Annotated in this window: 25 protein-coding genes; 9 read left to right on the top strand and 16 right to left on the bottom strand. The window is 36.7% G+C overall.

The genetic code is table 11. The features are described 5' to 3' along the window. From CTN07_RS20445 to CTN07_RS20425, 5 genes are all read right to left on the bottom strand, one after another. On the bottom strand, window positions 1-1,721 hold a 1,721-nt coding region (locus CTN07_RS20445; RefSeq protein WP_107183751.1), incomplete at its 3' end, for a vWA domain-containing protein. Then, window positions 1,714-2,679, bottom strand: a complete 966-nt coding sequence (locus CTN07_RS20440; RefSeq protein WP_005305794.1) for a vWA domain-containing protein — start codon at window positions 2,677-2,679, stop codon at window positions 1,714-1,716. The genes CTN07_RS20440 and CTN07_RS20445, both read right to left, overlap by 8 nt. Before the next feature lie 6 nt (window positions 2,680-2,685). Further along, window positions 2,686-3,168: a DUF4381 domain-containing protein gene (locus tag CTN07_RS20435; RefSeq protein WP_036765823.1), complete on the bottom strand. Its 483-nt coding sequence runs from the start codon at window positions 3,166-3,168 to the stop codon at window positions 2,686-2,688. Beyond that, window positions 3,165-4,112: a DUF58 domain-containing protein gene (locus CTN07_RS20430; RefSeq protein ID WP_005305791.1), complete on the bottom strand. Its 948-nt coding sequence runs from the start codon at window positions 4,110-4,112 to the stop codon at window positions 3,165-3,167. The genes CTN07_RS20435 and CTN07_RS20430 overlap by 4 nt, the downstream gene beginning before the upstream one ends. Then, window positions 4,109-5,065: an AAA family ATPase gene (locus CTN07_RS20425; protein WP_005305788.1), complete on the bottom strand. Its 957-nt coding sequence runs from the start codon at window positions 5,063-5,065 to the stop codon at window positions 4,109-4,111. The genes CTN07_RS20430 and CTN07_RS20425 overlap by 4 nt, the downstream gene beginning before the upstream one ends. A gap of 352 nt (window positions 5,066-5,417) precedes the next feature. On the opposite strand from CTN07_RS20425, the gene CTN07_RS20420 reads away from it, so the two are divergent. Continuing rightward, complete coding sequence (locus CTN07_RS20420; RefSeq protein WP_005305786.1) at window positions 5,418-6,827, top strand: undecaprenyl-phosphate glucose phosphotransferase; 1,410 nt, start codon at window positions 5,418-5,420, stop codon at window positions 6,825-6,827. Between the two features lie 146 nt (window positions 6,828-6,973). Here the strand turns inward: CTN07_RS20420 and CTN07_RS22860 are convergent, their stop codons facing one another. From CTN07_RS22860 to CTN07_RS20380, 8 genes are all read right to left on the bottom strand, one after another. Continuing rightward, window positions 6,974-7,138 (bottom strand): hypothetical protein, encoded by a 165-nt coding sequence (locus tag CTN07_RS22860; protein WP_005305783.1) that lies wholly within the window; start codon window positions 7,136-7,138, stop codon window positions 6,974-6,976. Between the two features lie 168 nt (window positions 7,139-7,306). Then, window positions 7,307-7,606, bottom strand: coding sequence for a YfcZ/YiiS family protein (locus CTN07_RS20415; RefSeq protein WP_005305780.1), 300 nt, complete (start codon window positions 7,604-7,606; stop codon window positions 7,307-7,309). 114 nt (window positions 7,607-7,720) lie between these two features. Beyond that, on the bottom strand, window positions 7,721-9,007 hold the full coding sequence (locus CTN07_RS20410) for a site-specific integrase (RefSeq protein ID WP_005305777.1): 1,287 nt from the start codon (window positions 9,005-9,007) through the stop codon (window positions 7,721-7,723). Next, window positions 9,004-9,237, bottom strand: a complete 234-nt coding sequence (xisR, locus tag CTN07_RS20405) for an excisionase family protein (protein ID WP_036765821.1) — start codon at window positions 9,235-9,237, stop codon at window positions 9,004-9,006. Before xisR ends, CTN07_RS20410 begins: the two co-directional genes overlap by 4 nt. Window positions 9,238-9,666: 429 nt before the next feature. After that, complete coding sequence (locus tag CTN07_RS20395; protein ID WP_005305774.1) at window positions 9,667-11,274, bottom strand: lambda-exonuclease family protein; 1,608 nt, start codon at window positions 11,272-11,274, stop codon at window positions 9,667-9,669. Beyond that, complete coding sequence (gene bet, locus CTN07_RS20390) at window positions 11,274-12,131, bottom strand: phage recombination protein Bet (protein WP_005305770.1); 858 nt, start codon at window positions 12,129-12,131, stop codon at window positions 11,274-11,276. Before bet ends, CTN07_RS20395 begins: the two co-directional genes overlap by 1 nt. 69 nt (window positions 12,132-12,200) lie before the next feature. After that, window positions 12,201-12,560: a hypothetical protein gene (locus CTN07_RS20385; protein WP_036765819.1), complete on the bottom strand. Its 360-nt coding sequence runs from the start codon at window positions 12,558-12,560 to the stop codon at window positions 12,201-12,203. 431 nt (window positions 12,561-12,991) lie between these two features. After that, entirely contained in the window at window positions 12,992-13,669 is a 678-nt protein-coding gene (locus tag CTN07_RS20380; protein ID WP_036766059.1) for a S24 family peptidase, read from the bottom strand. A 348-nt stretch (window positions 13,670-14,017) separates the two neighbouring features. Between CTN07_RS20380 and CTN07_RS20375 the strand changes: the two genes are divergently transcribed. From CTN07_RS20375 to CTN07_RS20345, 7 genes are read left to right on the top strand one after another with little or no spacing between them, the layout of a single operon-like run. Beyond that, window positions 14,018-14,329 carry a hypothetical protein gene (locus CTN07_RS20375; protein ID WP_036765818.1) on the top strand — a complete coding sequence of 104 codons (312 nt, stop codon included), beginning with the start codon at window positions 14,018-14,020 and terminating at the stop codon, window positions 14,327-14,329. Further along, entirely contained in the window at window positions 14,326-14,526 is a 201-nt protein-coding gene (locus CTN07_RS20370) for a hypothetical protein (RefSeq protein ID WP_036765817.1), read from the top strand. Before CTN07_RS20375 ends, CTN07_RS20370 begins: the two co-directional genes overlap by 4 nt. Further along, window positions 14,526-15,377 (top strand): conserved phage C-terminal domain-containing protein, encoded by an 852-nt coding sequence (locus tag CTN07_RS20365; RefSeq protein ID WP_005305761.1) that lies wholly within the window; start codon window positions 14,526-14,528, stop codon window positions 15,375-15,377. The genes CTN07_RS20370 and CTN07_RS20365 overlap by 1 nt, the downstream gene beginning before the upstream one ends. A gap of 22 nt (window positions 15,378-15,399) precedes the next feature. Further along, entirely contained in the window at window positions 15,400-16,059 is a 660-nt protein-coding gene (locus CTN07_RS20360) for a replication protein P (protein ID WP_005305758.1), read from the top strand. Further along, a complete protein-coding gene (locus tag CTN07_RS20355) occupies window positions 16,052-16,381 on the top strand; it encodes a hypothetical protein (protein ID WP_036765816.1) in 330 nt (109 codons plus the stop codon). Before CTN07_RS20360 ends, CTN07_RS20355 begins: the two co-directional genes overlap by 8 nt. A gap of 1 nt (window position 16,382) precedes the next feature. Next, window positions 16,383-16,616: a hypothetical protein gene (locus CTN07_RS20350; protein WP_036765815.1), complete on the top strand. Its 234-nt coding sequence runs from the start codon at window positions 16,383-16,385 to the stop codon at window positions 16,614-16,616. Next, window positions 16,616-17,203, top strand: a complete 588-nt coding sequence (locus tag CTN07_RS20345; protein WP_005305751.1) for a DUF1367 family protein — start codon at window positions 16,616-16,618, stop codon at window positions 17,201-17,203. Before CTN07_RS20350 ends, CTN07_RS20345 begins: the two co-directional genes overlap by 1 nt. Window positions 17,204-17,257: 54 nt before the next feature. Here the strand turns inward: CTN07_RS20345 and CTN07_RS20340 are convergent, their stop codons facing one another. Both CTN07_RS20340 and CTN07_RS20335 read right to left on the bottom strand, forming a co-directional pair. Beyond that, the gene (locus CTN07_RS20340) at window positions 17,258-18,466 is read right to left on the bottom strand and encodes a hypothetical protein (protein WP_146154896.1); all 1,209 of its coding nucleotides are present in this window, start codon (window positions 18,464-18,466) and stop codon (window positions 17,258-17,260) included. 65 nt (window positions 18,467-18,531) lie between these two features. Further along, a complete protein-coding gene (locus tag CTN07_RS20335) occupies window positions 18,532-19,686 on the bottom strand; it encodes a P-loop NTPase fold protein (RefSeq protein WP_005305745.1) in 1,155 nt (384 codons plus the stop codon). Window positions 19,687-19,866: 180 nt separating this feature from the next. Between CTN07_RS20335 and CTN07_RS20330 the strand changes: the two genes are divergently transcribed. Next, window positions 19,867-20,184 carry a nuclease domain-containing protein gene (locus CTN07_RS20330; RefSeq protein WP_080551779.1) on the top strand — a complete coding sequence of 106 codons (318 nt, stop codon included), beginning with the start codon at window positions 19,867-19,869 and terminating at the stop codon, window positions 20,182-20,184. A 32-nt stretch (window positions 20,185-20,216) separates the two neighbouring features. Here CTN07_RS20330 and CTN07_RS20325 read toward each other — a convergent pair. Continuing rightward, window positions 20,217-20,998 (bottom strand): DMT family transporter (locus tag CTN07_RS20325; RefSeq protein WP_107183750.1); only part of this gene is annotated, 782 nt, incomplete at its 5' end.

Raw genomic sequence — 20,998 nt, 5'->3', positions numbered from 1 at the left:
TGCTGTTGCTGTTGCTGTTGCTGTTGCTGTTGCTGTTGCTGTTGCTGTTGCTGTTGCTGTTGCTGTTGCTGTTGCTGTTGCTGTTGCTGTTGCTGTTGCTGTTGCTGTTGCTGTTGCTGTTGCTGTTTATCTTTTTCTTGCTGAGATTGCTCTGATGATTGAGAATTTTGTTTTTTGTTCTCTTTTTGTTTATTAGAGTCTTGTTTTTGTTGGTTCTTTTGAGAATCATTCTGCTGATTCTGCTGATTCTGCTGATTCTGCTGATTCTGCTGATTCTGCTGATTCTGCTGATTCTGCTGATTCTGCTGATTCTGCTGATTCTGCTGATTCTGCTGATTCTGCGATTGTTGCTTATCTTGTTTTTTTGACTGATCCTGTTTGTTTTGCTGGTTTTGCTGGTTTTCTAATGCTTTTTTTACGACTTCCAGATTCTTTTTAGCATCTGTATTTGTAGGCTCTTGTTTTAGTACTTCTTCATAAGTATTAATGGCTTTCTCATATTGGCCTGATTGGGCATAAGCATTGCCAAGGTTATAGCGAGATGTTGTGTCTTTTAATGGCTCTAATGTCTTAATCGCTTGGTGAAATTGTCCTGCTTTATATTGAGCAATGCCTTTCCATGCTGGTGATGAAAAGTCTTTGACTGCATCAGTATATTGTCCTTGCTGGTAGTTATCATAACCCTGTTGATCCTGATTTTTCCAAGGGTTCGCATGAGCATAATCTAAGGGCATAAAGACCATTAACGCTGCAAGTACAATACCTCGTCTAAAACCAAGTAATGCAAGTAAAATTAGTGGTAATAGCAACCAAAAACCATTATTTAGTCGCTCTTCAAGTTCTTTTTGTTTACCTTGTTCAAGTTGATTACGAGGCTTTGCTGTAAACTTAACAATATTATTGACACCTTGGTTATCCGCTTGAGAAAACTGTAATAGCCCACCAGTTTTTGATGTAATGGCTGACAAGGTGTTAGGGTTGACTTTTGCTATTACCGTTTGACCATTTTGAGTTAATAGTCGACCGTCAGGCATCTCAATTGGAGCGCCTTGCTCTGTACCTACAGCAAGAATAGATACTCGATAATGCGTATTTTTCAACTCTGCTAGAGACTCTTGTGACTCTTTTTCTGTCATACCGTCAGTGATTAATATAATATCGCCGTTGGTATCTCCTGCTTGTTTAAGTAAATCAATAGCTTGTCTAATACCTGATGCAGCATTACTTCCTGGAATCGGCATAATTTTAGGTGATAAACTTGGAATTAAGTTAGCAAGAGTACTGCTATCATCAGTAAGTGGACTTATGGTATAGCCATCACCTGCATAAGTTATAAGGCCAGTACTTCCTTCTTTCCAACCAGGTAACATATCTAATGCTTTAAATCGAGCTTGCGTGAGTCGATTAGGCGCAATATCGGTTGCATACATAGATTTGGACATATCCATTACAAGTACACGAGCGCCTGAAAGTGAGTAGGCTGGTAGTTTGGTTTTCTCCCAACTTGGCCCAGCTAAAGCAATAACAGCAAGGATCCAAGCAAGACCTAATAGATATAGAGGCCATGTTTTATGTTGTGGCTGGCTAAGTCCAAGCTTTGCTGCGATATGTGGAGCAATTAGTGAACTTGATTGCGACTTACTTTTTAGCCAAGGCAAAAGTAAAAGCAAAGGTACGATTGCAATTAACCACATTGGGTGGATAAAAGTAAAATCAGCCATTACGTTTCCTTAGTATTGCAATAATTAGAGATAACACGAGTGCGACAGTAAGAGGATAACGGAAAAGTTCATCTCTTGGACGCCATGTCTGTTGTGCGTTATTAACTGGCTCTAATTGGTTAATAATCTGATAAATTTTGTCTAGCTCTTGTGGATTACGAGCTCGGAAGTACTTACCCCCAGTCATTTGGGCTATCTTAGTCAGTGTTTTCTCATCAAGGTCTTGCGATGGATTGACTTTTTGAACACCAAAGATGCTACGTTGTAACATTTCATCAGCACCAATGCCGACAGTGTAAATGGTTACACCACTTTCTTTTGCTAATTTAGCTGCTTCTAGAGGATCTATAACCCCTGCCGTATTGGCACCATCACTTAATAAAATGATTACACGTTGAGGAGCTTTGCTTTTTATAAAGGTCTTGGTTGCGATACCTAGCCCTTCGCCAATAGCCGTACTTTGTCCAACAAGACCCAAAACGGTTCTGTCCAATTGCTGTTCAACAGTATGGCGGTCAAATGTTAATGGCGTTTGCAAATAGGCATGATCGCCAAATAGGACTAATCCCAGACGATCACCTTTACGTTTTTCAATAAAGTTTGATAGCACATGTTTGATGGCGGTCAGACGATCAATCGATTGGCCTGATTGAGTTTGCATATCTTTGATTGCCATTGAACCTGATAAGTCAACAGCAAGCATCATATCCCTGTGATCGGGTTTGATCTCAATAGGATCTCCATACCAAACAGGTCTTGCAAGGGCACATACAAGAGATACCCATAACAGAGCCATAAGTATTTGCTTAAGTCGATTCTTAGGCTGCGAGCTACCAATATTATCAGGCAAAAGAGGTAGATGAATGGCAGCGGGTTCAGTTACTGGTTTACTAAAACGATAAACCAAATAGGCTAGGGGAAGTAAAAGCCACGCCCAAAGCCAAGCAAATTCAAACATGGTTAATTACTCTTTATTTTTTACGGGTTGAGATGATACTTTTTTAAGCCAATAATGTGCTTGTTTATAGCAACGATCAAAAGTTTCATCATCCATTTTTGAATTAGAAAAAAGGCCTGATTGCCACTGCTTTTCTAAAGCAACAAACCCTTGTTTCTTTTCATCAAGCGATGAGTCGAGAAACGTCATCCATTGTTTTCCAGTTAACTTTGCTACTTCTTCTCTTGGAAAATAGGTCAAGGCAACTTGCTTCAGTAAGGCATTGAGAGCAGAGATGTCCCGAGTTGACTTAAGTTGTTTTAGTCTATTTGACGCTTCATTTTTAGCTAAATTATTTTGTTTATGGCGTCGCGTACTTATAACAATAAAAGCACTAAGACATAAAATTGCAACAATGACACCCCACCATCCCCAAGCAAGAGGCCAGTAACTAGGTGCTGCTTGTACATGAACATCAGCTAATGGCAGTAGTTCAGGTTTTGTTGTCACTTTCTGCCTCCCATTTGAGTTAATTGATGTGTAAGTGTTTTTGCTGCCGATAGTTTATGCAGTGGAATAGCTAACGATTTTGCCAAATGTTCAATAAACTCTTGATGTTGATAATAACTCTGTTCAATTGCTTGACGCGTCTTTTTTGATGAAAAATCAAGCCAAGCGGAACGTTTATTATCGGTTACATATTCTCGACCACGATACTGTGTCTGACCTTGCTCTAAAGGGTCATAAATCTGAACAAATTGCATTCGATTATGATGGCGTAGCTGGGTTAAACGTTGCTTATCTTGATCGTATAAATGATAGAAATCACTGATGACAATAATATCGCTACCTTTTGGGCATAGGTAATGGAGATGCTTTAAGGCTTCAGCAAATGAAACTAGATTCGGTTTTTGAATGTGTTCTAGTGATTCTTTATGAGAAGCGATTAACGCATTAATTAATCGAAGTGGACCTTGTTGACGAGCCGTAGGTTTGCACTCAATTAAGCTGTGACCATTATAGATAATAGCTCCAATTCGGTCTTTTTCAGTGATAGTTAACCAACTGATTAAACTGCTAAAATGAGCCGCCTGTACTGACTTTAGTAACAATTGAGAACCAAATTGCATGTTAGAACTCAGATCAATAAGCATCATCACTGGTTGTTCACGTTCTTCAGTAAACAGTTTTGTATGTGCTTTACCTGTACGCGCAGTTACCCGCCAGTCGATAGAGCGAATATCGTCGCCTGGTTGGTAAGGACGTACTTCGGCAAAGTTCATTCCTCGCCCTTTATGGCGGCTAACATGTTGTCCGTTTAGCTGTGACCAAATACTGTGTGCAGGGGGCAACCAACGCACAGTTTGGTTTTTATATTGCAGAAGTTCAGCTAAACAGAGTGTTACACCATCACTATGAGCGGGTAATAAAGCGCTCATTGCTGTTTGATTCATACACTTGCAACCTGCTCAAGTAAGTGCTCAATCACACGATCACTAGCAATACCTTCAGCTTGTGCCTCGTAGCTGAGTAATAAGCGGTGACGAAGTACAGGGAATGCCATCGTTTGTACATCTTCAGGCGTTACAAAATCACGACCTTGCAGCCAGGCGTGTGCTCGAGCGCAACGATCAAGCGCCAAAGTCGCACGAGGACTAACCCCCATTTGTAACCAACTAGCTAAAGTACCACTGTATTTTTCTGGTTGACGAGTCGCCATGACGATTCGGATGATATATTGCTCAACATCTTCAGCCATATGAATGGTAAGTACTTGCTTACGCGCTTCAAAAATCTCTTCTTGGCTAATGGTGACCGCTTCGGCTACTTTATTACCTAGAGCTTCACCACGATTTAGACGTAATATTTCTAATTCACTATCTGCATTGGGGTAGTCGACCATTAGTTGCAGTAAAAAGCGATCAAGCTGAGCTTCCGGTAATGGGTAGGTACCTTCTTGTTCTATAGGGTTTTGTGTTGCCATTACCAGAAATAGCTCTGGAAGAGGGTAGGTTTTACGGCCTGCAGTAATTTGTTTCTCAGCCATGGCTTCAAGCATTGCTGCCTGAACTTTGGCCGGAGCTCGGTTTATCTCATCAGCTAGGATTAATGAGTTAAAGATAGGACCTGCTTGAAAACTAAATTCCCCTGTTTCTGGGCGGAAGATATCTGTGCCAGTTAAATCAGCAGGGAGCAAGTCTGGTGTGAATTGGATACGATGAAATTTCCCTTCAATACAATCTGATAACACTTTTACCGCTCGCGTTTTAGCTAGGCCTGGAGGACCTTCAACAAGAATATGCCCATCGGCAAGTAAAGCGATAAGAAGCTGTTCAACAAGCTCTGGTTGGCCAATAACTTGTGATTTTAAATAATTGTTAATTTTCTGGAATCTATTGTTTAACATATTAATTTATCTGCAATTATATGAACTTAATACTGGTAGTTATGACCAATTGTAGTGATAAAAGTTCAAACAAATTAATATTGTATGATGATTGGCTTTGAATTATATGCATAAGAAAAGATAGATATAATCAAAATCAGATCTATTCATATGAAAGCATGCTCTTGGTGAATGTCTTGGTGGTTATTTATCATAAATTTTGACTTTATTTATTTGGTGACAATTTTTTGACATTTAATGATGGTAATAACATTATAATTAACTAGAAATAATATATTTGTTTAATAAAAGAATAGTTACTATAAATATCAAGAATGGTTGCGCGATCTAACCGTAGGGTGTGTATTTGACAATGAAAAGACAATCTCTAATGATAGTCGATGATGGGTACAATATATTATTAAAAGCATGTGACTTTATCATCATTAACTTAGTGTTATCTCTCTTAATTCAGGGACAAGTAAAAAATGAAACTGTAGTTGACTTTGCAGCAGGTTTCTTATTTTCTGTTATATTTATATTGATTGGAGAGTATTGTTCTCTCTACAAGAAAAATGTCAGATTAAATATATCGAAAAGCCTCATAAAATGTACATTAACTTTTGTTTTAACTACGGTTGCATGGCTAATTCTCCGTAACCAGTTAATGTCTCTTGAAGGTATGGAGTACTCGAATTTACGTCAACTGATGGTTCATGGTTGGTTCGCTTTATCCTTAACTTTTCTTTTACTATTTCGAACTACTGTTATTTTTGTTATCCAATCATGTTGGAAAAAGATGGCGGTAAAAAAGATCGCTATTATTGGTTTGACTAGCGGTGGTATTGCGGTTGAAGCAGCTCTAAGAAAGGAATTAAAAGGTCAAAATTTTACTATTGAGTATTATGACGATCGTGATGAGTCTCGTTTTGGCTATATGACGAAAGCTTCTTTTAAGGGAAAAGTTGACACTTTATTACAAAAAGCAAAGCAAGGTGATATTGACGAAGTTTATGTTGCTTTGCCCATGGTTGCTCGAGATCGAATTCAATATTTTTTAAGGTTGTTATCGGATACAACTGTTGAGACATATATTGTTCCAGATTTATATACCTATAATAATGCAATTAATCAGATCCGAGAAATTGATGGTGTCCAAACATTGAGTGTGTTTGCATCTCCTCTCGATGGATTGGGTGATGTCATTAAACGTATAGAAGATATTATTATTGGTGGTTTGATTACGTTAATGATTTCTCCAGTACTTATCGCAGTTGCTATTGGTGTTAAGCTGAGCTCTCCAGGCCCGATTTTGTTTAAACAAGATCGATATGGTTTAGGGGGTAAATGCATAAAAGTATGGAAATTCCGCTCTATGAAAGTGATGGAGAATGATGCAGTTGTTACTCAAGCTACCAAGAACGATCCTCGAGTTACCAAATTTGGCGCATTTATCCGGCGTACGTCACTAGATGAACTTCCACAATTTTTTAATGTGCTCCAAGGTTCAATGTCAATTGTAGGTCCTCGACCTCATGCTGTTGCTCATAATGAAGAGTATCGTGTTTTAGTTGATAACTATATGATTCGTCACAAAGTAAAACCTGGTATCACAGGACTTGCTCAAGTTAATGGTTATCGAGGTGAAACAGATACTTTAGATAAAATGGAAATGCGTGTGCATTACGATATCCGCTATATACAGTCTTGGAGTTTATTCTTAGATCTGAAAATTATATTTATGACGGTGTTTAAAGGATTTGTTGGTGAGACTGCATATTAGAGTATTTTCTTATTTGGCTCATTTCTAAATTAAAAAACCAACCAATTAAATAGGTTGGTTTTTAATTTAAATCATTATCGATTTTGTAAACTAAAGTATTTTTTCTGAACTTTTGGGATATCTTTATCTTCCCATAGTGCAGATATTTATCGAATCAACCTTCCATTATTTTGCGCGAGTTTCCCGGTACCGCCTGGGTGTACTCGTTCAGTAACGCCCATTTCTTGCATAAGCAACTCTTTCATTGCTGCAGCTTCTCGCTGATTTGTTGGCTTCCAGTTTGAGATAACACGAGCTTTATTCTGTTGCATGATCAATCCTTGTCTCACTTAAACAACGTGTTTCATATATTATGGTTATTTACCATATTATTCTAGTTATATAGTGATTTATTTCTAAAAAAGTGTAACAAGAATTGAAAGGAATAATTGAGAGGATATGTCATTGGCCTCTCGAGGAAGGAGAGGCCAGAAGAGATCTTATTTTGCGATTGAGCGACTACGCAATTCAAAGATTAGTTTTTCTGCACTACATTCAAATTGGATGCGAGCTGTAAGCTCAGTGCTATTTTCTTCAATTGGACTAACTTCAAACTTGAAGTTTTCATTTACTTCTTTAGCTAGTGCTAGGTAGTTAGCTAATTCAGCTTCAAGAGCCGCTTTACCATTAGCAAAGATAGTAACGTCTGCTACATCATCATTTTCTTTGATGATAAAGCCCATTTCAGCTGAAACGCCGCACGCTTCACAAGTTTGATATTCTTGAACGTCTTGAGTCATGACTTTAATCCCCATTTAATATTTGTGAGTATTTTAGAACGTAGCTGATTAGAACGCTATTCATAAATGATGAAATCCCTGTTTTTTTTAACTTAATAATTCAAAAACAAAAAATTAGGTTGTCTTTTTCTGATGGGGCGCAGATGGGGCGATGCAGTTTAACTGCCGTTCTATTTTGGCTATCTCTGATTCGTTGTTACTTGGCATCCAGGCACCATAAACAGAGATAACCATGGACATGTCTGAATGTCCCATTTGAGAGGCAATAAAAGCAGGATTTGCTCCGCTATTTAACAACCAACATGCATAAGTATGTCGTGTTTGATATGGGTTCCTGTATGCTATTCCTGCTAATTTTGTACACTTTCTCCACATATTACTGATGACTTTAGTTGATATGTTGCCCTTTGCTTCAGCTGAGTAACTTGTCATTCTAAATACCCAAGTGCATTGTTCCTGGATATGATTTCTTTTTTGTCTTGATTCAACTTCCACTGCTATTGATGGATATAAAAAGGTACAAGCTTTTTGTCGTACTAATGCCTCATACGCAGGAGCTAATAGGTTGATTGTTCTTTCACCTGATTCAGTTTTAGGAACTCGAAAGCGTTTCTGCTGTGTGGCTGTACGCTTAACTGTGATAGTTCGTTTGACTAGATCAATATCTTCCCATGCAAGAGCGCTGAGTTCTCCGTGACGAAGTCCTGTATATACTGCTACTGTCCATAGGTTTACATCTTGTTCGCGAATTGATGGATGGTTAATTAGTCGTATAAATTCGTCATGTTCTAGTGGGTTTGGCGGCGTTTTTACTGTGCGTAATCGGCTAACGCCATCAAATGGATTGGTGTGTATTGCTTCTGTTCGATAAGCATATTTAAAAAGGCTAGAGCATATCGTTAGGTAAGTATTTACCGTTTTGACGGATCTACCATTACTTGTACGTCTAATTGGTGAAGGGGAGAAGTTACTACCGTTGAGTAACTTTAGGCGCATTGACATGATATCAGCATGTGTAATATTACTAATGAGCCGCTCTCCTCCAAGTAACTTAGCACATGTTTTCAGACCTGAACGAGTTCTAATAATGCTACTCTCGGTTAATTCTACGGATTTAATTAATAGAAAGTGCTCAATAAAATCATTTAAGCTGCAATCGACATGTGGGTTTTGCACTGATATTTGAAGTGTATTTTTAGAATTAGGAAAGCGCTCAAGGTAATTAAATTTACCACAAGCGATCTCTGAAACTATGACCGCACGAAGGCGGCCAGCTTTTTTAATATTACTTGGTGTAACATCCCATCCAGTCAGCGTTTCGCGGCAGCGTTTTCCTTTAAAATAGAATGTTATACGGATCGATTTACCACGAACTTCAATACCTTCTGGATACATACTCATGCTACTCGTTTAGTGTTTTCAAAGAATTTATCAATTTCAATTCGGTTATACATGATCTTAGCGTTTCGACCTGTAGCGCCTGACGGACTGGCTTTTTTATAATGTTTACCTTCAACCCATGCCATTGAACGGTATTCTTTTATTTGTCGAGTCGCTAAGCCTGTTAGCGCTGTAATGAGTTTTTCATCAACCCATTTGTTGGGTTCTACATGATAAATTGTTGTGTTCATTGGTTATTACCTAATATCTATTTATCATTCACAATTAACGTACCGTAAATGATTTTTATGATAGTTACTTAGGCCCATACAACAGAATATAGTATTACAAGTAGTGTTAGCAGGGACCTAATAGTTATTGTCTGGGTCACTATTTAAATAGGGTGGCTCATTGAAGTACAAAAGAAGCTCTTCTGGCGTGATTTTCGTCATTATATTGGGAGAGTGACTCAGCGATGGAACCATGGTTTAGTTGATGTTGGTACTTAATGAAGAACATCGGAGAGGTTATTCGTTCAATTTCTGCTTTGAGTCGGTTCGCTTGCGTTACATCGTAAGCCCAGGGATATCTCAATAGTATTTTGTGACGAATGACGTAGGCGAGACTTCGTTGCTTGGGTGTATAACCTTTTAATTTAGCAGTCATGAGTTGTTCCTTTTTTATGCGACATTTTGGGCTGATTTCAGGGTAGCGATGGCGTTGCTATAACCAACCCAATTATCGACCCCTGCATTTTCTAACGCCGTTAAGATGGCATCTCGTTGACGTAGGTAATTGGCTTCTTTTGCAGTTAATTGAACCATCAATGTCTTCGATGCAATATTGTTGGCTACAACAAACTTCCCTGAGAGAGCCGCAGTTGTTTCAGCATTCAGTTTAAAGCTAGAATTTGATGGTGATGGTTCAGTTGATTCTGCTCCTAAAGTCTTATGGACAATAGGCTGTGACTCTTCTTGCTGTATGCCAAGACGTTCTTGCTCCAAGCGTTGCTTCTCTGCTTCTTTATGTTTGGCTATACGAGAGGTGATTAGTGCATCAAAATCATCATTCTCTTTAAAGCAAAGTGAATTCCAATCACTAAATAAAAATTTATATTTAGCATTCTGATTCAAACAAATTAGATTCTTTCTTGCTTTATTGGCCTGCAAGTCTAATTCAACTATCACTTGAGAAACTGCTGTGTCTGCTGCTTCTTGAAGAGACTGAATTGTTTTCTTGCCCTTCATTGCGTTGAGCACAGATATGGTTGGAGCTGGTAATGACGCCTTAATTTGCTGTTCAAGCTGTAGGGTGTGTTGCTGAATCTTTTTGTTTGCTGTCGCAAGTATTTTTTTGCGGATTTCGTCTTTGCGGTTTTTAACTTGCTTATCAGTCGCGAGTCGTGCTTGGCGGATCTGCTCTCCGATGAATTTTAAATCTTTTACAAAACTATCAATGCTTTGTACTTCACCAAGCACTTGTTCTGATAAAGCTTTGATCTTGTCTTCTGCCGTTTTAAACGTTTTCACCATCTGTTCAGCGTTAGCAAAGTCTTGATCTGTCTCGATAGGTAATTTTGATTTTTCAACTAACTCAGTAGCAGCTTGCTTAAATGCGTCAAGGTTAGAGCTAAGAGTTAGCCCATCCATCTTGTAGCAGATAGCCGGTAAGTCTCGCATTGGTTCAGCTTCGACCTTTTCAGCCTCTGGTTTGCTGTTGTAGCTGGCTAGATCTTTTTGAAACTGTAGCCAACCAGCAATTAACTGTTCGCGACGTTCTGGTTGAGAATAGTAGTCACAAGAGGCAAAGTTATCACTTGTACCATCTGAACAAACAAAAATAGCTTTTTTGGCACCAGAGACCAAAAGCTGTTGCTCTAACTGCCAGTAGTACTGTGGTTCAAGATCATTGTTTAGCACATGCTCATGTAAGTTATGGTTAAACAATTTATGCTCAAATACCACATCTTCCATGATGGTAATGCCGTCAAAGCTTGCTAACATCCAGTCATATTCATCACTGATCGCTGTCGCAGGGAATAACTCATCGCCAATGATATTTTCAACTAGCGGACGAGCAGCCTCTTCTGCTGCGTGTCCTTTTGCAAAAATATTTTCCTGATAGCTGTTAACCTCTGGTGTTTCACCTGTAGCTTTCATCTTCAGTAAGGCGTCACGGCTTTGATATTTAGATTCGCCCATAGCCGCAGGCGCTTCGCTGGCTGTGAACTTGGACTTTCTTAGTTCAAGCCAAGCTTGAGTTCCTTGCTTTACATTAACGATTTTCATTATTCATCCTCATTGAGTTCACATTTGTAAATCACAGATTTTTGCCCCTCAGTTAAAGCCCCTTTGCTTTCTACTAGAGAAATAATTTGCTCCGCAGTTCGTTTTCCTGACTGAATAGCGTTACGCCAATTTGAAAGGTTGGCATCAAACATTTCAGTAGGATAAAAGGTAATTTGTGGAGCTGGTTGCTTTTGTGGTGTGATATCTTTTTCTATAGAGGTAAAGTCTTTACCTTCCATTTCTTCAGCTGTTGGTGCCTGGCCAATATCAGGCCAGGCTTTTCGAAGTGCTTGTGCCTCTGCACATTTTGCTAATTGAGCATAAGGACGTTTTTTCCACATCGCGTTAGGTGTCGATGTGTATTTACTGGCTGTTGCGTAGTTTTCTATCCAGTATTCTTTAGCGCTAAAGGTAACAATGCGATCGCCAATCAACTTATAAACAGTGTATTTACACCATTCTGGAAATTGATAATCCATAACGCTTTTATCGTCACCTAATTGCATTGTTATGATTGGACCAAACTCAGGCTCATCTGCACCTGCATATGTACCACTTCTATCTGCTTGTATTCGATAAAGACCAATACCAGGCATGACGACATCTCGATATTCATATATATCTTTTCCATGGTGATCTTTATGAGGTGTTTTCACACTCATCGGTACAAGGTGAACTGGTTTAAGAAGAATATCGAGTTGACGAGACAAACAATAATCAACGGCCATTAAGATGGATTCTTCTTTAGCGCCTGGGAATACGCTATTTTGTAGAGCTCCCCATGTTGATTGGTCTAGTCCTCGTTGAGCAACAAGAGGGTATTGCTGCTCAAAGGTAGTCGCTTGGTTGTTTAACATCGATCGGTACCTCTAATCAGTAGATTCTCAAAGCGCTCTCGTAAGAACGTTTTATGAATATGTGGTGTGTTAATAGCCAGCAGCAGCAAGCTGTATTTCGTCTGTTGCGTTCTGACGTTGTGAATTGAATTCAATGATGATGTTTTGCTGATTAGCTTCTAAGAAATCAAATAAGACATCTTTAGCAAATTCTTGGTAGCCTAGAACAGACAGAAGAGTATTATTCGATTCACAGTTAGCGTTTAGAAGGAATTTCACTAAAGCGTCAGCGAGTTTTCCTTCATGGCTTTCAAAATAAAAAGTTGTGAAATCTGAAATTGTTAGGTTGCACCATTGACGATTACTAAGAATCAATTTTTGTCCGTTATTTAAAAAGGTTTCTAAATCTTTTCTTTCATATTCAGGAACTTGATTTAGTATGTTTTTCATCAGCAATTCTCCTGTGATTTTGTTAAATATTCTTTCCTCTTAATTGTTTTTGACGTACTGCCGCTTTAGTACGCTAGTTCTAATTATTACTACTCAGAGTCACACAGCTAGAGTAGCGAAGCGCCATTAGAACGAGGCGCAAGACTAAAACACCAAAATCCAGATTGTTAAAGAGCATGATCAATTGCGTAAAAGGCATAACAGCGCATGCAATTAATGTAGGATTAATTACTTCTTCTTGTCAATTAAATTTCGTAATTTTTATTTCAAGTGTGATTTGTCTGGGATATTTTGTAATAATCATGACTATTGTAAGCGTTGTTATTGGTGGGCATGTAAGATTAATTTCTGAATCTATGGGAGGACATTATTGGATATGAGCAGAGGACTCCTTCATCTTTAATTGAAGGAGCCTTTATCGAGAGAGGTAATTAAATTGGTTTAACGTGGGCAACAACGGTACCAACTAAGCGGCAGGCACCACTTATTTTGATATATTTCATGTCCGCAGGATAGTTAGGATTTAAAGCCTTCAGAAGCTTTTGTCCATCAACTATTTGTAACTGTTTAAAGGTCGCTTCTGCAGAATCCTCTAACTGAGCGATCACAAACTTGCCATGAATTGGTTCTATCTGATCTGGGTCAACATAAATTAAATCGCCTTCATGGAAGCGATCCATCATTGAGTCACCATGAACACGTAGAATAAATGTTCTACTTCCACATTTAACAGGGCTTGGGTAATACTGATAATCTGATTCTGGATATTCTCTAATTTCAGTAAATGCACCAGCTTGAACCCATGAAATTAGCGGGCATTGCTGAGTTAAAGCCGACTCGACTTGGACATTAGAAACCGAATCACTCTTCTTATCTGAGCTAATCGGACCTGTACCGTAAACAAGCCATTCAGGAGTACACTTTAAGAAATTCGATAAAGCAAGTAAGACTTTATCCTTTACGCTATTTTGAACTCCTAATTCAATATTAGATAGAGACACCCGGCTAAATTTCATATCAGTTACAATCTTAGCAACCTTCTGAGCAAGTTCTTCCTGAGTTAACTCTAGTGCTTGTCGTCTTTCTTTAATCCTATCACCTAGTGTCATAACCATCTTCTGTGCAATTTTTATTACTAATAATGGCATAAAATTAAATTATTTTTGTTTCGTCATTTACTTTACAATATATAGTAATTAACATTACATATCATGTAGGAGGATCTATGACGTGCAAACTTTATGACATTCTATTAGATGTATATGGTTCAGAGACTGCTATAGCTAAAGCATTCCAAGTTGAAAGAGCATCCCATTGGAGAAAAAGAACTCCTGAGCGAATCGCCTTGTTATGCCATCTTAGCCATGACATTCCATATACGTACAATCCTAACTTTTATGGACGTGATGGGAAGTCCCTTCACCTCAACCTCAAAACGACAAAAAAGGTAACTACCAATGACACCACTAAACCCGTTCGAAGAAAAGTTGCTTAATGATATCAATGAGCGTCGAAGAATAGGCAAGAGAGGTTTGCCTCTAAATTTGATCCGTGATGAACAAATTAAAGTTCGATTCACTGAATCAGATAGGGCGGTCATTGATTCAGTTTCCCGTTCCGTTGGAACTAATGAAGCTCAATTTCTTTATACATTAGCCATTTCTAGTGTACGGGAGATGATGATTAATGATCCTGTGATTGCTGCAGAGATTAAGCATGAGCTAACCCGTATCGGTGTGACAATTCCTGAATGGATGAGAGAATTATGAAAAGCATTAATGTTCTTACACCAGATCTTAACGAAGCCGAAAACATTATTAATATTGTCGCTCGTGTCGCAGCTAAACGCCGTGGTATGAGTATTTCAACTGCAAAGTCATTACTGATGTTAGGGACTGAACCAACGCATGAAAATGCTTTGTTATTTGCAAGACAGCAAACAAACAAATCTATGGAGGATGTGTAATGCACAAGTTGTTATTTGAGCTTCTTGGCCAAGGAGCTAACTTATCTATTCCTCGTCTGTTTGTTCGTATGTGTTCTGGCAGCTATAACCATGCAGCTGTCTTAGCTCAACTTGTATTTTGGTCTAACAAATCGAGTCGGACTGATGGTTGGTTTTATAAGTCTCAAGTGGAATTAGGCGGTGAATTGGAACTGAGCCGCGATCAAGTTAAGCGTTCTGTTAAATACTTAACGACTAACTTTGGTAATGCCATTCACACGAAGCTTAAGAAGGCTAATGGAGTACCAACAACACATTATTTTATTGATATAAAAGAGCTTTTATCACTGGCGAGTAAGGAAATAAAAGAAGATCCCAAACCTTCGGGCGAAGTCGTTAAACTCAGTGGGCAGGATAGCCCAATGCCTGGAATGGGCGAGCCGACTCAATCTATAACAGATCCGAACCATATACGATCAACAGATCTAAAAGACTCTTTGTCGAGCAAGCACGACAAGGCTAGTACTAAATCCACAAACTTGGAAATTGCAAAGACAGTTATTGCCTTCCTGAACGAAGCCACTGGTTCAAAATTCCAGTGCTGTAAATCTAATTTGAATTATATCAATGGCCGGATTTCTGATGGCTACACCTTGGAGGATTTATGCCAAGTCATTGCTCATAAGAAAATCGAGTGGGGGAGTGATGCCAAGATGTCTCAGTATCTGAGACCTTGCACACTCTTTCAGCCTGGTAAGTTTGCTGGATATCTGCAATCAGCGAAAGTGGCAAATCTTCATCCAGGTGATCGGCCTGTATCACTTGCCGATTTTGATGATACGACTTGGGGCCAAGACCTAGGTATTTGGTAGTTCAAAACTGGGAGAGTATATCGTGGATAATATCGTAGAACTAACTGAAAAGATTGCAGTAAATACTAAGCATAGACCTGTATACGTTGCGCAATATGCTAAACATATCGATGAGTTTGCTATGCAAAACATTAATGCAATTTTCAAAGATCTTTGTGCCATATTTCCAGCTTGGCGTAATCATTTGAGAACCAGTGAGGAATTTAGGGCAACAAGAGCCAATTTTGCCAAGGGAATGATAGAAAATGAGATAACTACCATGGAACAAGTTCGAAGAGGATTAGCCCGAGCGAGACAACAGGAGTCTGATTTTTTTCCATCTGTAGGTAAGTTTATCTCCTGGTGTCAAGATCTTGATAGTTGGGAAGATGCATTTAAACGAATGCTTTGCAATGAGCCTGCGTTGTCACTAGCTGAAAAGCTCACACGAAATGAGCTTAGTTGGCCAACTCGTCATCTGCTAACTGAATATGAAGCTTTATCGAGGTTTAAAAAATTACTTATCAAATATCAGTCTCTTGAAAGAGATGGGTTTCTTCGCGATTTACCTCAATTACCACGCCAAAGTGTTGTAACTGATATTGATATTAAACGAAATTCAGTTTCTGTTTCTCCCAGCTCGTTTAAAAAAGGATCTGTATTTGCGCGAGTTGCTGCTAGAGGAGAGATGATCCATGGCTAAGTTTTCAAATAGCGAAATTCAAGAAATGAAACGTCAACTAGCATTAAATGGGTACCACTCATTATTGCGTTTGATTGTTCTACATGACAAGAACACGAAAACAACAGTTCAAGCACGACGAGAATTTGGGATCTTTTGCTCTGCTAGTGGTCAAACTTTGAAGTCATGGGAACAGTTTGGTTTACGAGGAGTGTTTATCCAACGGGCCCTTGAGTATGCAGAATGCTTTGGGATTAAGATATTCGTTCATCAACTTCAACCAACTACAACCATTGCGATTCATTGGCTCGAATATGAATGGTTACATAAAAAGGATGTGTGAAATGAATCGAGAAGTCCGCATTGTTGGAGCGTCAACATTCGAAGAACGCATTGCAGCAGTTCTGGCTATTGAGCAACATGGAGAGCGAACGGAACATATAGTGCATTCAGTGAAGTATAAGGATAAACATTACACTGTTGAAGTTCACGTATTTAAGACAATTGTTGCTGAAATCGTAAAAAAACGAGAGTTCAAATTGCAAGGCATGCAAGCTAAAGATATGGAGCTAGGTTGATGGCCAAGATTGCATTAGTTAAAACTCTGGGGGGAACTCTTGTTCCGCTTACTGACGATGATAAAGCGATCATTGAAAAGAAACGAGTGGGAACTGTCATTGAATGCGATTTTAAAACTATCCGTAATCCTATGTTTCATCGAAAATACTTTGCGCTACTGAACCTTGGCTTTGATTATTGGGAGCCTAAAGGAGGTACAGTATCGCCAGCAGAACGCGGTTTATTGATGCGCTTTGTGAAGATGTTGGCTCAATATGGAGGAGAGCTACAGACCTTACAAGACATAGCCAGTGGTTACCTTGAACATTTATCAGAACATAGGGCTCAACTGGAGATAGAGAAGTCTTTTGAAGCTTATCGTAAGTGGGTAATTATTGAATCTGGTTTCTATGATGTAGTTGTTCTACCAAATGGTACAACACGAAGAGAGGCTAAGAGTATCAGCTTTGCAAAGATGGATGATGTTGAATTTAATGAGTTATATAACTCATCATTTAATGTGTTGTGGAATCATATTCTGAATGGATATTTTGATAACAGGATACTGACTGAAATAGCTGTGAAGCGATTATTAGGATATATGTAATATAAGTCTTGCATAAAGAAAAATACAAGACTTATGAATTATTAAATATATTTTTTATGTCTCATTTTCAATATAGAATTTATTGTTCTCAACATAAGAAAATCCATTTTTAACATAAGACAATTTATTTTTAATATAAGATATTTCAGATGATATTTTATCGTCACTTTTATCGTACTTATATTCTGAAATTGACTGTTCTAATTCTTTTAATCTGTTTTCTTTATCTAAAAATTCATTAATATTTTTAGAATTCTTAATGAAAAATTTTATGAAAGATATCTTTTTATTTGATAATTCCCCATCAATTAATTTATTATAAATTATTTCTTGTAATTCTCTGTTTTCTAATGATTTTGATATTTCTATGATACTCTCAATATGTTTATTTTCTTTTAAGTTTAAGTTGTTTTTGTCTATTTCCTCCTTTATTATTTTCTGAGTTTTATATAAAAGTTCATCCCTTAATTTTGGTGATATTAAATCAGTTAAATATATTGATAGAAATTTATATATATATAAATCATAATACTTTGCAATAGAGAATAATAATCTCAATATCTGTGCAAAACAATCAATTTCAATTTGTTGACGGTTTAATTTTAATATTTCTATGATGGGTTCAACTGGGAGGATAAATTCTGAATTTTTACCATTTTCTTTATTTATATAGCAAAGATATGAAAATATAGCGATACTATAAATATCATTACTACAAAGACAAGTAATACTTCTAGCTAATAAATCACTTTGTTTTAATGTAAATAATGATGAGTATTTGGCATATAACTTATCATAGTTATTAATAATATTGCTTGTTGACATTTCATCTTTCAAGTATGAAAATTTTTTAATAAAAGGTTTTTCTTTATCATAGCCATCTGGAATATAATTATTAATAATTAGGTTTAAATATTTTTCTTTTTTGTCACCATTATCACAACTAGCTATAGATTGTGGCCGGTTAATGCAGAATTCATTGTTGTTATTTAATATGTAAATGATTAAAGAGCTTGCCATATCCATATTTTTAAAAAACTCTGTATTATCTTTAAAGTTGTTGTCTATTTCAGTTTTATCTTTGATGTTTAATTTTCTTATATTTTTAATCAAATAGTCATAAGCGCTTGGTTCACAATGCTTTAATAATATTATTATGAATAGATCATCAAAATCTACTTCGCCAGATAGATTACCAGACCATGATTCATATATGTCCCTTAAATAGTATTTTGCTATTCTTGGATTCTTAGTATAAAACATTATCGCATTATATACTTCTTTATAAGAATATTGTGGTTTCAGAATTTCAGACTCATATATATGATCTAGATTAATTTTTTTTCTTTTATACAATTTATCGATAATTCTCTAAATTTCGTAAGTAATTTTTCTGTTGAGCTATCATCTGTAACTAGATCTTCACGATAATTTGTTATTCTATTAATTATTGATGAAATATGAGTATCATATCCAATAGTAAATATAAAAGTAATATGAGGAACACAAACTAATCGATCCAGTAATGGACTAATATCATTTGCTAATTCTTCACTATTATTATTTCTATCCATATCCTCTATAAAAACGAGCAATTTCTTGTTTATTGCCTTAAGAGTGTTATCAATTTTATTTAATTGTTTTTCTGTATCTAGGCTTGTTGCATTGATTATGTCAATAATACCTTTCAACCGTGAATCAATGCCACTTAACGAATTTAGATAATCTTTAGGAACTGATTTAATATCTGATACACCAGTATACTTACCAATATCTTCAATTATTTTCTCTAATATTAATTTCTGACCTTGTTGAGCATCCGTAATTCTTCCCCAACTATCAAATTTACAAATTATAATATTGTCTTTTTTATCAATACGCTCTTCAATTAGGTTTAGTAAAGATGTCTTTCCACTCCCATAATCTCCAACAATCGTTTGTCCTTTTAAATAATTATAATTATTTGATTTTATTCTTTTTAATATTTTATTTACAATGTGTTCTCTATTATATAAGTCCTCACTAGATGATCTAATTGGACTTTCATCTAATGTAAATAATAGATTATCTGTTTTTTTATTACATGTTGATATAAAATCATGTAGAAACAAAAAAATAAGACCCAATACTAAAAATAGTAATTGATAGTCAAAATAAACATATGGATATATATCTGAATAATATATTGATGAAATTAAACTGAATGCTATTGCATATCTAATTGGAGGGTATTTAAGTCTTTCTAAATAGCCCTGATTTTCATGATTTATATCATAATCCCCAGACCATGATAATATTTTATTTATGATAAATCCTGATAAAAATAAAATCATGCATTGGAGCCATGAGGCTAAATTAAGGTAAAAATCACACCAAGATAAAAACCACTTGGTTTTAAATATAATAGGCCCGATAGCTGACCAAAACGCATAACCAATCGAAAAAATGATTGAAATACTTAAATATCGAAGAATTGAATTCACTATAATATCCAATTAAAACAATACGCATTATATCGCATACAATCTTTGTTTTTAAGGTGCTATGTATGTTTTTTTAGTCACTATTTTTGTAATAATATTGTTACATTGATATGAATTGTCTAATCCATACTATAGCTTTGGAGTATTATAATTTATTTTCATTCGGGAATAGCATTTGTTGTGATCAAGTTTTCTGCTTTACGAAACAATAAACTGCGCAATGCATCGAAAGGTCAGCAGTGCTCAATACAGATCCTTGGTGTTTGTAATTTTAATCCTGATACTGTTGTTCTAGCTCATTTGCCAAGTTCTACACATGGTATGGCCTATAAGAGTGACGATATATGGGCAATAGATTGCTGTTCTAATTGCCATGACGTGATTGATGGTCGAGTTCCATTTGAATGGGAACCAGGTGAAAAAGAACGATACTTTCTTACTGCTTTACACATAACCTTAATGCGTAGAGTCAGAGATAGGATCATCGAAGTAGAGTAGAGGTAAGATCGAATAAATTACTATTCGGCCAATCATAGTTTTGATGTTGATAATGTATCGGATACTACTTTCTTAGTATGCTCTCGTCTACTTGCTAGAATACAGCCACATATAACGATAATACCGCCAATCATTTGCATGGTAGATATTGTTTCTCCAAGTGTCATATATCCAATTATTCCTGTAGAGATAGGAATAAGTAGTTGAGTCATATTGAATATTGCAACACCTTGTTTCTTGAGTATATAAAAAGCCATAAGCATCCCAGTGAGCATCCCATAGATACCTGCAAATATAAGACCTGTGATAAGGGTAAATGGGACTTCTTTAAGGTTACTAAATGTATCTGTATAGATGGCAATAGCTAAGAATATTATTCCTGATAAAGTAGCCGTTGATGCACTGATTACAATAGCTGGTAGATTTAATGCTAATTTTTTAACAATAAGATTTTGTATGGATTGAATAGTAATAGCGCATGTTAGATAGATATATCCAGTATAGATGATTTCGTTACCATTACTGTAGTGACTATTTAGAACAAAAACTAAAGAGCCTAAAAAAGCAATAATAGCGCCATAGGCAAATCGTCTATTAGTAACAATTTTTCGTTCATCAGGGTAAAAGATTGAAGCAAAGATAATGCCTAATGGCATAGCTAAAATTCCAAAAATGCTTCCTGATATGGCTGAGGTGTACTTTAATCCATTGATAAAGAAAAACATATTTGCTGTCATGAATGTAGCGAGAAGAAAAAGTGATAATACTGTTCTGTAGTCTTTTAAAATGGTTTTAATTTCTTCTCTAAACTTAA

This window comes from Photobacterium damselae (assembly GCF_003026815.1).
In the GTDB taxonomy this organism is placed as follows: domain Bacteria; phylum Pseudomonadota; class Gammaproteobacteria; order Enterobacterales; family Vibrionaceae; genus Photobacterium; species Photobacterium damselae.
The sequence above is the reverse complement of the archived record's forward strand: the minus strand, read 5'-3'. Positions and strand labels throughout refer to the sequence as shown.